The organism is Burkholderia sp. USMB20 (genome assembly GCF_000949135.2).
In the GTDB taxonomy this organism is placed as follows: Bacteria; Pseudomonadota; Gammaproteobacteria; order Burkholderiales; family Burkholderiaceae; genus Burkholderia.
Map to the genome: position 1 here is coordinate 71,900 of NZ_JTAN02000013.1, position 13,350 is coordinate 85,249.

Genomic DNA, 13,350 nt, shown 5'->3' on the forward strand with positions numbered 1-13,350 from the left:
CACGTGTTCAGCGCGGTGCAGTGCGACGGCAGCGCTTCATTGTTGCCCTAGCGTCCTTTTCCGCTTTCGCATCGGATCGCACCGCCCGTTGCCGCACCGTCCGAGCGGCACGATCGCGCGTGGACGCGTGCAGCGCCATCGCGGGCCGCCATCGTCCTGCGCGTCCGCAAGCGTCGCGCATTTATCGCGGAGGCGATCATGCGACCGCGCCCACTCGTAGCCGTCACCGCCGATCGCGTCATGCGCGGCGCCCATCCGAACCACACGGCCGGGGAGAAGTATCTCGTCGCGCTGGTCGACGGTGCCAGCGCGCTGGCGTTGGTGCTGCCCGCGCTGGGTGCGCGGCAGCCGGTCGACGCGATCGTCGCGGCGATCGACGGGCTGCTGCTGACCGGCAGCTATTCGAACGTCGAGCCGCATCACTACGGCGGCCCGGCGAGCGCGCCCGATACCCTGCACGATCCCGCGCGCGATGCGACCGCGCTGCCGCTGATCCGCGCGGCGATCGATGCGGGCGTGCCGGTGCTCGCGATCTGCCGCGGCATGCAGGAGCTGAACGTCGCGTATGGCGGCACCTTGCATCAGCGACTGCATGCGAGCGCTGGCTTCCACGATCATCGCGAGCGCGACGGCGATCCGCTCGAGCGGCAGTACGGCGCCGCGCACCGCGTGCAGCTCGCGCCGGGCGGGCTGCTGCAACGGGTCGCGCACGGCGCGCACGACGCGCTGGTCAATTCGTTGCACGACCAGGGCATCGCGCGGCTCGGCGCGGGCCTCGCGGTCGAGGCGAGCGCGCCCGACGGGCTGATCGAGGCCGTGAGCGTGCGCGGCGCGCGTGCGTTCGCGCTCGGCGTGCAGTGGCATCCCGAATGGCGCCACGCGGAGCAACCGCTGTCGCGCGACATCTTCGCGGCATTCGGCGCGGCGTGCCGCGCGCGCATGACACACCGCATTCATGCGGCCGGCGGCACCATGCCGTCGCCGGCTGCATCCGACATCGACTGAACGAGGCCGATCATGCAACCCGAACTGAGTGAATTCCTGCGCCAGCACCGCATCACCGAAGTCGAGGCGATCATTCCCGACATGGCCGGCATCGCGCGCGGCAAGATCATTCCGCGCAACAAATTCGAGTCCGGTGAATCGATGCGCCTGCCGCAGGCCGTGATGGTGCAGACAGTCACCGGCGACTATCCGGAGGACGGCACGCTGACCGGCGTGACCGATCCCGACATGGTGTGCGTGCCCGATCCGTCGACGATCTGCCTGATTCCGTGGGCCGTCGACCCGACCGCGCAGGTGATCCACGATTGCGTGCATTTCGACGGTTCGCCGGTCGAGATTTCGCCGCGCTACGTGCTGCGCCGCGTGCTCGACCTGTACAAGGAAAAGGGCTGGAAGCCCGTGGTCGCGCCCGAACTCGAGTTCTATCTGGTCGATATGAACGCCGACCCCGACCTGCCGTTGCGTCCGCCGGTCGGGCGCACGGGGCGGGCGGAAACCGGCCGTCAGTCGTATTCGATCGAGGCCGTCAACGAGTTCGATCCGCTGTTCGAGGACATCTACGAATACTGCGAGATGCAGGGCCTCGACATCGAGACGCTGATCCACGAGGTCGGCGCCGCGCAGATGGAGATCAACTTCGTGCACGGCGACGCGCTGTCGCTCGCCGACCAGGTGTTCCTGTTCAAGCGCACGGTGCGCGAGGCGGCGCTGCGCCACAACATGTATGCGACGTTCATGGCCAAGCCGATGGAAAACGAGCCGGGCTCCGCGATGCATATCCACCAGAGCCTCGCCGACGTGCACACCGGCCGCAACCTGTTCGCCGACGACGGCGGCGTCGTGTCGCCGATGTTCCAAAGCTATCTTGCGGGCCTGCAGAAATATACGCCCGCGCTGATGCCGATCTTCGCACCGTACATCAACTCGTATCGCCGCCTGTCGCGCTTCATGGCCGCGCCGATCAACGTGCAGTGGGGCTACGACAACCGTACGGTCGGCTTTCGCATCCCGCAGTCGACGCCGGTCGCGCGGCGCATCGAGAACCGGATTCCGGGCGTCGACTGCAATCCGTACCTCGCGTTCGCGGCGACGCTCGCCGCCGGTTATCTCGGCCTCACGCAGCAGCTCGCGCCGACCGAACCGATCGCGTCCGACGGCTACGACCTGCCGTACCAGCTGCCGCGCAACCTCGAGGAGGGCATCTCGCTGATGGCCGCGTGCACGCCGCTCGCCGGCATTCTCGGTGACAAGTTCGTGAAGGCGTACCTGGCGCTGAAGGAAACCGAATACGAAGCGTTCTTCCGCGTGATCAGTTCGTGGGAACGTCGCCATCTTCTGCTGCACGTGTGAGCGTGCGCACGACCGAATACGGAATCACGGAGGAAACATGACGTACCGCAACGAATCTGCCTGGATCCAGCCGGCCGCGCCGGCCACCGCACTGCGCACGACGCAGGCACGCTCGACCGCCGAATACCGCGCGCTCGACGCCGCGCACCACATCCATCCCTTCTCGGACATGGGTGCGCTGAATCGCGCGGGCAGCCGCGTGATCGTGAAGGCCGACGGCGTCTATTTGTGGGACTCGGACGGCGACAAGATCATCGACGGGATGGCCGGCCTCTGGTGCGTGAACGTCGGCTACGGCTGCAAGGAACTTGCCGATGCCGCATATCGCCAACTGCAGGAACTGCCGTTCTACAACACGTTCTTCAAGACCACGCACCCGCCGGTGATCGAACTGTCGGCGATGCTCGCCGAAGTCACGCCCGCGGGCTTCAACCACTTCTTCTATTGCAACAGCGGCTCGGAAGGCAACGACACCGTGCTGCGCCTCGTGCACCAGTACTGGCGCGTGCAGGGCAAGCCGCAGAAGAAATACGTGATCTCGCGCAGGAACGGCTATCACGGCTCGACGATCGCGGGCGGCACGCTCGGTGGGATGGGCTACATGCACGAGCAGATGCCGTCGAAGGTCGAGAACATCGTGCACATCGACCAGCCGTATTTTTTCGGCGAAGCGCAAGCCGGCGAGACTCCCGAAGCGTTCGGCCTCGCGCGTGCGCAGCAGCTCGAGGCGAAGATCCTAGCGCTCGGCGCGGAGAACGTCGCGGCGTTCATCGGCGAGCCGTTCCAGGGCGCGGGCGGCGTGATCTTCCCGCCGTCGACGTACTGGCCGGAAATCCAGCGGATCTGCCGCAAGTACGACATCCTGCTCGTCGCCGACGAAGTGATCGGCGGCTTCGGCCGCACCGGCGAATGGTTCGCGCACCAGCACTTCGGCTTCGAGCCGGACCTGATCACGATGGCCAAGGGCCTCACCTCGGGTTACGTGCCGATGGGCGCGGTGGGCATCCATGAACGCGTCGCGCGCCCGATCATCGACAACGGCGAATTCAATCACGGCCTCACGTACTCGGGGCACCCGGTCGCGGCGGCGGTGGCGGTCGCGAACCTGAAGCTGCTGCGCGACGAAGGGATCGTCGAGCGCGTGAAGCATGACATCGGGCCGTACTTCCAGCGTCGGCTGCGCGAAGCGCTCGGCGATCATCCGATCGTCGGCGAGATCGCGGGGGCGGGGCTGGTCGCGGGCGTCCAGCTCGCGCGCGATCGCGCGCGGCGCGAGCGGTTCGACGCCGGCGCCGATATCGGCACGATCTGCCGCGACTTCTGCTTCAACGGCAACCTGATCATGCGCGCGACCGGCGACCGGATGCTGCTGTCGCCGCCGCTTGTGATTCGTGAGGAGGAGGTCGACGAGATCGTCGACAAGGCGAAACGCGCGTTCGATGCGACCGCGGAACGGGTCGGGCGGGCAGGGTAGCGAGTCGTCGCGACGCTTCGATTGCATCTGGCCGAAGCGGCGTTGCCCGTCGAACGCGTTCGCGAGCGCAAGGAAGCGGGCAGGGGAGGCGAGTCGCGGAAAGACGGCGCACAAAACGAAAAGGGCCTGCGTCGTGAGACGCAGGCCCTTGAATTCTTTGGTGGGCGGTACTGGGATCGAACCAGTGACCCCTGCCGTGTGAAGGCAGTGCTCTACCGCTGAGCTAACCGCCCAAAGAAGCTGAAATTATGTCAGAGCTTTTCGGGTTCGTAAAGCACTTTCTTCAAATATTTTTCAGGCCGGTGCAAGAGGTGCGTCAGCCGGCCGTCGACGGCTCGACGAGATCGAGGATCGAGCCGTCGCGCTTGAGCGTCGCGAGCACGATGCTCGAATTGATCGACATCACGCCCGTCGCGCGATGCAGCCGGTTGATCACGAAGTCCGAGTAGTGGTCGAGGTCGCGCGCCCGCACCGTCAGCACGTAGTTCGAGCCGCCCGTCACGATCTGCGCGGCGATGACTTCCGGCCACTGCTGGATCGCCTCCACGAAGCGGTCGTGCCATTCGGGTACGTCCGGCCGCATCGACACGTGCACGAGCGCCTCGAATGCGACGCCGACCTTCTTCGGCTCGATCGTACAGCGGTAGCCGGCAATGGCGCCGCGTTCCTCGAGCAGCTTCACACGCCGCAGGCACGCCGACGGCGACAGCGCGACCGCGTTCGCGAGGTCCTGATTGCTGATGCGTCCGTCCCGCTCGAGGTGCCGGAGGATCCGCATGTCGGTTCGATCCAGATTCATTTCGCAGAATCCCGTCATTTTTGAGATGGTAAGCGCAGACTCTACTGCAATCCGCGGGATTCGTCATCGAAAAGTGAAGCTCATTCTATTTCGTCCTCGATAACATGCGCCCCATGCCTCGACCGCACGGCCTGACGTGCCGTCACGCCGCCGGCCGTATCGCCGCCTTCAACCCAGACCGTCATTCCGCCATGTACGAACACATTCCTGCCTATCCGGGCGATCCGATCCTGTCGCTGTTCCAGGCGTTCCAGCAGGATGCCCATCCGCACAAGGTCAACCTCAGCATCGGCCTCTATTACGACGACGCGGGCCGCATCCCCGTGCTGGAGAGCACGCGCCTTGCGGCCGAGCGCCTGCGCGAAGCCGGCGCGCCGCATACGTATCTGCCGATGGAAGGGCTCGCCGCGTATCGGCAGGGCGTGCAGCGCCTCGTGTTCGGCGCCGGTTGCGCGGCGCTCGCGCAAGGACGCATCGCGACGCTGCAGACGCTCGGCGGCTCGGGCGCGCTGCGGCTCGGCGCGGAATTCGTGAAGCGCTATTTCCCCGACAGCGCGATCTGGATCAGCGATCCGACGTGGGACAACCATCGCGTGATCTTCGCTGCGGCCGGCCTCGACGTGCACACGTATCCGTACTACGACGCAGCGCGCAACGACCTGCGCGTCGACGCGATGCTCGCGGCGCTCGACGCGCTGCCCGCGCGCAGCATCGTGCTGCTGCAGCCGTGCTGCCACAACCCGACGGGCCTCGACCTCGACCGCGACGCGTGGCGCGCTGTGATCGACGTGCTCGCGCGCCGCGGGCTGATTCCGTTCCTCGACATGGCGTACCAGGGCTTCGGCGATGGTCTCGACGACGACGCATGGGCCGTGCGCGCGATCGTCGAAGCCGGGCTGCCGGCGATCGTCAGCAACTCGTTCTCGAAGAATTTCTCGCTGTATGGCGAGCGCGTCGGCGGCCTGTCGATCGTCTGCGCGAGCGCGGGCGAAGCGGCGACGGTGCTGAGCCAGCTGCAGGCCGGCGTGCGCCGCACCTACTCGAGCCCGCCGCTGTTCGGCGCGCAACTCGTGTCGGCGGTGCTGAACGACGACGTCCTGCGCGCGTGCTGGGAAGACGAGGTGGCCCAGGTGCGCACGCGCATCAAGCGCATGCGCGGTGCGCTGAAGGCGCGGCTCGACGCGCGCTTGGCCGGGCCCGCGTTCGACGCGCTCGTCACGCAGCGCGGCATGTTCAGCTATACGGGCATCGCCGCGGCCGACGTGGACCGGCTGCGCGCGTCGCACGGCGTCTACCTGCTGCGTTCGGGCCGCATGTGCATCGCGGGCCTGAACGACGCGAACGTCGAGCACGTCGCGTACGCGATCGCCGACGTGCTCGGCGGCACGTCGCGCCAGGCTGCCTGAGCGGCCGATTCCGAACCGAAGGAGGACACGATGGCAGACACGATCCCGGTCGACTTGCCGCAACTCGCGCAGCCGTTCTCGTGGGCGACCCGCGCGGGCAGGCTGATGTTTACCGGCCACGGCCCGGTCGATGCGTCCGGCGCGATCGCAGGGGACACGATGACGGGGCAGGCGCGCGTCACGCTCGGCAATCTCGCGAAGGCCGTCGCGGCGGCCGGCGCGACGATGGACGACGTCGCGCAGGTGCTCGTCTACCTGTCCGACGTGAAGGCGATGCCCGAATTCGACGCCGAATACCGGCGCCACTTTCGCGAACCGTACCCGAACCGCACGTGCGTGGGCGTGCAGGGCTTCGCGCACCCGGACATGCGCGTCGAACTCGTCGCATACGTGGCGTTGCCGGCGGCACGCGGCTAGAAAGCACGCAACTCGGCGCGGATTGCAGTACCCACGATTACCGACATACCCCAACCAGTACACATCGATAATTCAGACAAGGATGGAGACGAAGATGAGGAGTATCAATCGATTCGCACTACCGACGATTGCCGGCCTGCTCGCCGCGAGCGGCGCGATGGCGCAGAGCAGCGTGACGCTTTACGGCATCGTCGACCAGAGCATTCGCTACACGACGCATGCGAACGCGTCGAACGACGCGAGCGTGCAGATGACCAACGGTGCGATCACCAACAGCCGCTGGGGCCTGAAGGGCAGCGAAGCGCTCGGCGGCGGCCTGACGGCGATCTTCCGGCTCGAGAGCGGCTTCGAGCCGCAGAACGGGCAGCTCGACGGCGCGCTGTTCGGCCGCTACGCGTATGTCGGCCTGGCGAGCGACTGGGGCACCGTGAAGCTCGGCCGGCAGGCGACCGAGGCGTTCAACCTGTTCGGCGATCTCGATCCGCTGACGGTCGGCAACTACACGGCCAACATGTGGCCGTACTTCCTCACGCAGGGCCGCGCGAGCAACGTGGTCAGCTACGACGGCACGTTCGGCGGGCTGAACGTCGGCGCGAGCTACGGCTTCGGCGGCGTCGCGGGCAGCCTCGGCGCGAATGCGTACTGGGGCACGCACGTGTCGTACACGCTCGGCGGGCTGATGGTCGGCGCGACCTACCAGCAGGTGCGCGACCTGACGAGCCGCGCGCAGCAGGCATGGGGCGCGGGCGCACGCTACGCGTTCGGCGCGGCGACGCTGTACGCGGGCTATCTCGGCGGCATCGACCGCACCGGCATGCTCGACCGGCAATTGCTGAACGCGCCGGGCCGCGACGTGACCTACGGTTCCTTCGCCGACAATCCGCGCCGCGACGCGATCTTCTATACCGGCGCGAGCGTGCAGATCACGCCCGCGGTGTCGGTGACGGGCGTCGCGTACTACGACGACATCCGCAACGTCAACGGCATCGCCGGTAACGGCGGGAAGCGCTACACGGGCGTGCTCGAGGCCGAGTACGCGCTGTCGAAGGCGACGCAGGTCTACGCGACGGTCGACTACAACCGGGTGACCGGCGGCGCGTTCACCGAAATGCCCGGACGCGGCAACCAGACGGGTATCGCAGCCGGCTTGCGCCACCTGTTCTGAGCATGCGGCGCGCGGTGGCCGGTGCGGTCCGGCACCGGTCCGTGCGCCGTCGACGTTTCGGCCGGACACACGCTTTCGAACGAGGTCATTCGATGCAACCAGAAGGGCAATTCCAGCACATCGCGGCGCGCGAGCAGGGTCTGCGCCGCACACTTTCCGCGCGGCAGATGGCGATGATCGCGATCGGCGGTGCGATCGGCACCGGTCTCTTTCTCGGCAGCGGGTTCGCGATCGGCTTCGCGGGCCCGAGCGTGCTCGTCAGCTACGCGATCGGCGCGTTCATCTCGCTGCTGCTGATGGGCTGTCTCGCGGAGATGACGGTCGCGCATCCGACCTCCGGGTCGTTCGGCGCATACGCCGAACATTACGTGAGCCCGTGGGCCGGGTTCCTCGTGCGCTATGCGTACTGGGCGTGCATCGTGCTCGCGGTCGGCACCGAAGTCACCGCGATCGCGCTGTACATGAAGTACTGGTTCCCGGGCGTGCCGGGCTGGCTGTGGATCGTCGGCTTCTCGGCGCTGCTCGTGTTCGTCAACGCGCGCAGCGTCGACGTGTTCGGCGCGGTCGAATACGGCTTCTCGGTCGTGAAGATCGCGGCGATCGTCGGCTTCATCGTGCTCGGCGCGTACGTCGTGTTCGGCAATCCGGCACTGGTCGGCGACGGTGCGGCCCGCGCGGGCTTCCACCATTACACCGGGCACGGCGGCTTCTTCCCGAAGGGCATGTGGGGGATGTGGGTCGCGGTGATCGTGTCGATCTTCAGCTACCTGAGCATCGAGATGATCGCGGTCGCGGCGGGCGAGGCGGAAGATCCCGAGCGCGCGGTGACGCGCGCGTTCCGCTCGACGATCGTGCGGCTCGTGCTGTTCTACCTCGTCACGCTCGCGCTGATGCTCGCGATCGTGCCGTGGACGGCGGCGGGGCGCGACGAGAGCCCGTTCGTGAAGGTGATGGAGGCGATCCACCTGCCGGGCGCGGCCGGGCTGATCAACTTCGTCGTGCTGATCGCCGCGCTGTCCGCGATGAACAGCCAGCTCTACATCACGACGCGGATGATGTTCAGCCTGTCGCGCGCGGGTTATGCGCCGAAGGCGCTCGGCGAGGTCGACGCGCGCGGCGTGCCGTTCGGCGCGCTGCTGCTGTCGACGCTCGGCATCGCGCTCGCGACGGTCCTGAGCGTGCTGTACCCGGACGCGTCGTTCACGATCATGATGGCGGTGTCGATGTTCGGCGCGTTGTTCACGTGGATGATGATCTTCGTCACGCATTACTGCTTCCGGCGGCGTCGCGCGGCGCTCGGCCTGCCGGCGCCCGCGTTCCGGATGCGCGGCTTTCCGCTGCTGACGCTGCTCGGCGCGGCGCTGATGCTCGCGGTGATGGTGACGACCTACTTCACGGCGGAATTCCACATGACGCTGATCTTCGGCATTCCGTTCCTGGTCGCGCTGTCCGTCGTGTACGCGGTGTGGTACCGGCGCGCGCAGCCGGTGCTGCAGCCGGAAGCGAAGTAACGGGGCAGTGCCGGCGCGAAATGCCGGCGCGCCGGCTCAGCCCGCGAGCGCGGGCAGCGCGTCGATCGATGCGCGCACGTAGTCGGCGAAGCGCAGTGCGACCGGTTCGGCGGCGCCGCTGCGCTTCAGTTCGAGCGTGCGCGATTCGAGCGACGCATCCTTCAGCGGCCGGAACGCGAGCCGGTCGCTCTTCACCTGCTGCAGCACGCGCGGCACCAGCGCGATGCCCATCCCGAACTCGATCATCGACAGGATCGTCTGCCACAGCCGCGCCTCGTGACGGATCAGCGGGCTGAATCCCGCGTTCACGCATTGCGCGATGATCAGGTCGTGATAGTGCGGCGCCGCGTCGCGCGGAAACAGAATGAACGGTTCCTCGGCCAGCGTGGCGAGCGCGACCTGACGGCGCCGCGCGAGCGGATGCGCGGCCGGCAGGCAGCAGACGAACGGTTCCGCGTAGACGGGCGCCGATTCGACCTCGGGCGGGCAGTGGCCCCAGTGCGCGTAGCCGAGATCGATCTGGCCACGCTGGATCGCCTGCACCTGCGCCTGCGTGTTCATCTCGCTCAGCACGATCTCGACGCCCGGGTAATCGGCCTCGAAGCGCCGCACCGCATCGGGCAGCCCGCGATACAGCATCGAATGGACGAAGCCGATCCGCAGCCGGCCCGCGAGGCCGGACGCCGAGCGCACCGTGAGCCGCTCGGCCTCGGCCGCCTGCAGCAGCAGCCGGCGCGCTTCGCCGAGCAGCACCGCGCCCGCGTTGGTCAGCGCGACCGTCTTGTTGGTGCGCGAAAAGAGCTGCACGCCGAGCGCGTCCTCGAACTTGCGGATGTCGAAGCTCAAGGCCGGCTGCGAGATGAACAGGCGCTTCGCCGCGCGCCCGAAATGCAGTTCCTCGGCGACCGCCACGAAGTAGCGCAACTGCCTCAGTTCCATGCTGTCTCCTTCCCGCATCGGCATCGATAAGCGTCGTCTATCGTACCGGATAAATCCTGTATTGGACGCTTATCGATCGCGCGCCTACGCTCTGCTGAACGCCGGGCACCAGCCGGCCGCGCCGCCGCCGCGCGGGCGCCGGCCGGTAGCCGGGCCATCCTGGAGACGCATGCATGAACGACATCGCTCGCACGCCGGACACCGGCGCGGCCAACAACATCCCCGATAGCCGGGGCATCAATTTCTTCACGGCCGATCCCGATCTCGGCGCGTTGCTGAAACTGCATCTCGGTGACGCGCGCTACGCGGAACTCGAACCGCAGCTGCACGCGCTCGGCGCGCGCGTGTCGGGCGAGCTCGACGCATGGGCGTCGCGCGCGGACAAGCATCCGCCCGTGCTCGAACACCGCAACCGGCGCGGCGAAGCCGTGCAGCGGATCGACAAGGATCCCGCGTACGTCGCGCTCGAACGCGTCGCGTATGCGGAACTCGGGCTCGCGTCGCTGAGCCACCAGCCCGAGGCGGTCGCGCCGCTCGTCAAGTACGCGCTGACGTTCCTGTTCGTGCAGGCCGAATTCGGGCTGTGCTGCCCGGTCAGCATGACCGATTCGCTGACGCGCACGCTGCGCCGCTTCGGCGACCCGGCACTCGTCGAGCGCTATCTGCCGATGCTCGCATCGCGTGATTTCGACACGCTGTTCCAGGGCGCGATGTTCATGACCGAACAGGCGGCCGGCTCCGACGTCGGCCGCATCGCGACGCGCGCGGTGCGCGAAGCCGACGCGCAGGGCGAGGCGGTGTGGCGCCTCTTCGGCGACAAGTGGTTCTGCTCGAACGCGGACGCCGACCTGGCGATGGTGCTCGCGCGGCCCGACGGCGCGCCGGACGGCATCAAGGGGCTCGCATTGTTCCTGCTGCCGAAGACGCTGCCGGACGGCACGCGCAACCGCTACCGGATCGTGCGGCTGAAGGACAAGCTCGGCAGCCGTTCGATGGCGAGCGGCGAGATCGCGCTCGAAGGCGCGCAGGCATACCTGATCGGCGAGATCGGCCGCGGCTTTCACCAGATGGCCGACATGATCAACATGTCGCGGCTGTCGAACGGCGTGCGCGCGGCGGGCCTGATGCGGCGTGCGCTGAACGAGTCGCTGCACGTGGCCGCCCACCGCGCCGCATTCGGCCGCAAGCTGATCGAGATGCCGCTGATGCAGCGCCAGCTGATGAAGATGCTGCTGCCCGCCGAGGCCGCGCGCGCGATGTTCATGCAGATCGCGCTGCTGCTGCCGCAGGCGGATGCGGGCGACGAGCAGGCCGCGCGCTGCGTGCGCATCCTGACGCCGCTGATCAAGTTCCGCGCGTGCCGCGACGCACGCCGTGTGACGGGCGACGCGATGGAGGTGCGCGGCGGCACCGGCTACATCGAGGAATGGAGCGATGCGCGCCTCGTGCGCGATGCGCATCTCGGCTCGATCTGGGAAGGCACCAGCAACATCGTCGCGCTCGACGTCGCGCGCGCCGCGCAGCGCGAGCAGGCGCTCGATGCGCTGCGCACGTTCCTCGGCGACCGGCTCGGCGCGGCGCCGCTGCCCGACGCGAGCCGCGCGGCACTGCGGCGCATTCTCGCGCGTGCGTGCGATGCGCTCGCCCGGGTCGCGGCGGAAGGCGACGACGCGCATGTGCGGCAGGCCGCGTCGGCACTGTACTACGCGAGCGCGGCCGTGCTGATGGCATGCGAGGGCGCGCGGCTCGCGCCCGATTACCGGCGCCTCGCGCTCGCGCACCTGATCGTGCGTCACAAGCTGTTGCCGGTCGATCCGCTCGCGCCGGCGTCGCGCGACGACGAGGCAGCGGCGTTCGATGCGTTGCTGCGCGGCACGCCGGTAGCGCTCGACATGGCGCTCGACCTGCTGCCGGAGGTCGAACGATGAGCACGACGAAAGCGACGGAAGCGACCCGCGGCGCACTGGACGGCCTGAAGGTCGTCGACCTGAGCCGCGTGCTCGGCGGCCCGTACTGCACGCAGGCGCTCGCCGACCACGGCGCGACGGTGATCAAGATCGAGCCGCCCGACGGCGACGAGACGCGCGGCTGGGGGCCGCCGTTCCTCGGCGACACCGCGTGGTACTTCATGGGCGTGAACCGCAACAAGGAGGGCGTCGCGCTCGACCTGTCCCGCGACGAAGGGCGCGCGATCCTGTGGCGTTTGCTCGAGAGCGCCGACGTGCTCGTCGAGAACTTCAAGCCCGGCACGCTCGCGCGCTGGGGCATGGACTACGCGCGCGACCTGCAGCCGCGTTTCCCGCGCCTGATCCACTGCGCGGTGACGGGCTTCGGCGAGGACGGCCCGCTCGGCGGGCTGCCCGGCTACGACGCGGTGATCCAGGCGATGGCCGGGCTGATGAGCGTGAACGGCGAGCGTGACGGCGACGCGACGCGCATCGGGCTGCCGATCGTCGACATGGTCACCGGACTCAACGCGCTCACCGGCATCCTGCTCGCGCTCGCGGAGCGCGAGCAGAGCGGGCAGGGCCAGTCGATCGACATCGCGCTGTACGACTGCGGCGTGTCGCTGCTGCATCCGCACCTGCCGAACTTCTTCGGCTCGGGGCGCGTGCCCGAGCGCAGCGGCAACGCGCACCCGAACATCGCGCCGTACGACAGCTATCGGACGGCCACCGTGCCGATCTTCCTCGCGGTCGGCAACGACCGGCAGTTCGCGCGGCTCGTCGCGCATCTCGGCGCGCCGGCGCTCGCCGGCGATCCGCGCTTCGTCGACAACCGCAGCCGCTGCGCGCACCGGCCCGAACTGAAGGCCGAACTCGAGGCACGGCTCGCCGCGCATCCGTGCGAGCCGCTCGCGCGCGACCTGATGGCGGCGGGCGTGCCGTGCGGGCCGGTGCGCACGGTCGCCGACGTCGCGCGCGATCCGCATGCGCTGCATCGCGAGTTGTTCGTCGAGATCGGCGCGTATCGCGGCACCGCATCGCCGGTGAAGCTGTCGCGCACGCCGGCGACCTATCGTTCGCCGCCGCCCGCGCTCGGCCGCGACACGCGCGCGGTGCTCGACCGCCTCGGCGTCGATCCCGCGCTCCAGCAGCAGCTGCTCGACGCGGGCGTGCTGAAGGTCGCGCCCGACCCGGCGTGACCGGACGAGTGGCCCTGCAGGCGAGTGACCTGGACCGACAGATCGCGACGTAAAGCGACGTTGGGCAGCGTAAAGCTGCCCCGCGTCGAGCAATCGCTCGTAACGCAACTCCGCCAGCCGGCGGCGCAAGGCCGGCCAT

General features: G+C 68.3%; 11 protein-coding genes and 1 tRNA gene. 9 read left to right on the forward strand and 3 right to left on the reverse strand.

The genetic code is table 11. The annotated features are described in order from the left end of the window. Positions 1–198 precede the first annotated feature (198 nt). The 3 genes from PL79_RS17670 to PL79_RS17680 are packed head-to-tail and all read left to right on the forward strand — an operon-like array spanning position 199 to position 3,829. The gene (locus tag PL79_RS17670) at positions 199–1,005 is read left to right on the forward strand and encodes a gamma-glutamyl-gamma-aminobutyrate hydrolase family protein (RefSeq protein WP_044847658.1); all 807 of its coding nucleotides are present in this window, start codon (positions 199–201) and stop codon (positions 1,003–1,005) included. A gap of 12 nt (positions 1,006–1,017) precedes the next feature. Continuing rightward, entirely contained in the window at positions 1,018–2,355 is a 1,338-nt protein-coding gene (locus tag PL79_RS17675) for a glutamine synthetase family protein (RefSeq protein WP_044847659.1), read from the forward strand. A 37-nt stretch (positions 2,356–2,392) separates the two neighbouring features. Next, positions 2,393–3,829, forward strand: coding sequence for an aspartate aminotransferase family protein (locus PL79_RS17680; RefSeq protein WP_044847660.1), 1,437 nt, complete (start codon positions 2,393–2,395; stop codon positions 3,827–3,829). Positions 3,830–3,987: 158 nt separating this feature from the next. On the opposite strand, the gene PL79_RS17685 is transcribed toward PL79_RS17680, so the two are convergent. Both PL79_RS17685 and PL79_RS17690 read right to left on the reverse strand, forming a co-directional pair. Then, positions 3,988–4,062, reverse strand: a tRNA-Val gene (locus tag PL79_RS17685). Positions 4,063–4,145: 83 nt separating this feature from the next. After that, entirely contained in the window at positions 4,146–4,628 is a 483-nt protein-coding gene (locus PL79_RS17690) for an Lrp/AsnC family transcriptional regulator (protein WP_044847674.1), read from the reverse strand. A 191-nt stretch (positions 4,629–4,819) separates the two neighbouring features. On the opposite strand from PL79_RS17690, the gene PL79_RS17695 reads away from it, so the two are divergent. The 4 genes from PL79_RS17695 to PL79_RS17710 all read left to right on the forward strand — a co-directional run bounded on the left by PL79_RS17695 (position 4,820) and on the right by PL79_RS17710 (position 9,127). Beyond that, complete coding sequence (locus PL79_RS17695) at positions 4,820–6,034, forward strand: amino acid aminotransferase (protein WP_044847661.1); 1,215 nt, start codon at positions 4,820–4,822, stop codon at positions 6,032–6,034. A gap of 30 nt (positions 6,035–6,064) precedes the next feature. Next, complete coding sequence (locus tag PL79_RS17700; protein ID WP_044847662.1) at positions 6,065–6,451, forward strand: RidA family protein; 387 nt, start codon at positions 6,065–6,067, stop codon at positions 6,449–6,451. 94 nt (positions 6,452–6,545) lie between these two features. Then, the gene (locus tag PL79_RS17705; RefSeq protein ID WP_442861561.1) at positions 6,546–7,616 is read left to right on the forward strand and encodes a porin; all 1,071 of its coding nucleotides are present in this window, start codon (positions 6,546–6,548) and stop codon (positions 7,614–7,616) included. 92 nt (positions 7,617–7,708) lie between these two features. Further along, positions 7,709–9,127, forward strand: coding sequence for an amino acid permease (locus PL79_RS17710; protein ID WP_044847664.1), 1,419 nt, complete (start codon positions 7,709–7,711; stop codon positions 9,125–9,127). A 36-nt stretch (positions 9,128–9,163) separates the two neighbouring features. On the opposite strand, the gene PL79_RS17715 is transcribed toward PL79_RS17710, so the two are convergent. After that, complete coding sequence (locus PL79_RS17715) at positions 9,164–10,066, reverse strand: LysR family transcriptional regulator (RefSeq protein WP_044847665.1); 903 nt, start codon at positions 10,064–10,066, stop codon at positions 9,164–9,166. Between the two features lie 173 nt (positions 10,067–10,239). Here PL79_RS17715 and PL79_RS17720 point away from each other — a divergent pair, with 173 nt between their 5' ends. Beyond that, a complete protein-coding gene (locus tag PL79_RS17720; RefSeq protein ID WP_044847666.1) occupies positions 10,240–11,994 on the forward strand; it encodes an acyl-CoA dehydrogenase family protein in 1,755 nt (584 codons plus the stop codon). Beyond that, on the forward strand, positions 11,991–13,211 hold the full coding sequence (locus PL79_RS17725; RefSeq protein ID WP_044847667.1) for a CaiB/BaiF CoA transferase family protein: 1,221 nt from the start codon (positions 11,991–11,993) through the stop codon (positions 13,209–13,211). The genes PL79_RS17720 and PL79_RS17725 overlap by 4 nt, the downstream gene beginning before the upstream one ends. The last annotated feature ends 139 nt before the right edge of the window (positions 13,212–13,350 follow it).

Excerpts from the sequence above, each read along its gene's own strand:
- PL79_RS17720 (WP_044847666.1), top strand. The coding sequence starts at position 10,240 with ATGAACGACATCGCTCGCACGCCGGACACCGGCGCGGCCAACAACATC.
- PL79_RS17670 (WP_044847658.1), top strand. The coding sequence starts at position 199 with ATGCGACCGCGCCCACTCGTAGCCGTCACCGCCGATCGCGTCATGCGC.
- PL79_RS17695 (WP_044847661.1), top strand. The coding sequence starts at position 4,820 with ATGTACGAACACATTCCTGCCTATCCGGGCGATCCGATCCTGTCGCTG.
- PL79_RS17705 (WP_442861561.1), top strand. The coding sequence starts at position 6,546 with ATGAGGAGTATCAATCGATTCGCACTACCGACGATTGCCGGCCTGCTC.
- PL79_RS17715 (WP_044847665.1), bottom strand. The coding sequence starts at position 10,066 with ATGGAACTGAGGCAGTTGCGCTACTTCGTGGCGGTCGCCGAGGAACTG.
- PL79_RS17675 (WP_044847659.1), top strand. The coding sequence starts at position 1,018 with ATGCAACCCGAACTGAGTGAATTCCTGCGCCAGCACCGCATCACCGAA.
- PL79_RS17710 (WP_044847664.1), top strand. The coding sequence starts at position 7,709 with ATGCAACCAGAAGGGCAATTCCAGCACATCGCGGCGCGCGAGCAGGGT.
- PL79_RS17700 (WP_044847662.1), top strand. The coding sequence starts at position 6,065 with ATGGCAGACACGATCCCGGTCGACTTGCCGCAACTCGCGCAGCCGTTC.
- PL79_RS17725 (WP_044847667.1), top strand. The coding sequence starts at position 11,991 with ATGAGCACGACGAAAGCGACGGAAGCGACCCGCGGCGCACTGGACGGC.
- PL79_RS17680 (WP_044847660.1), top strand. The coding sequence starts at position 2,393 with ATGACGTACCGCAACGAATCTGCCTGGATCCAGCCGGCCGCGCCGGCC.
- PL79_RS17690 (WP_044847674.1), bottom strand. The coding sequence starts at position 4,628 with ATGAATCTGGATCGAACCGACATGCGGATCCTCCGGCACCTCGAGCGG.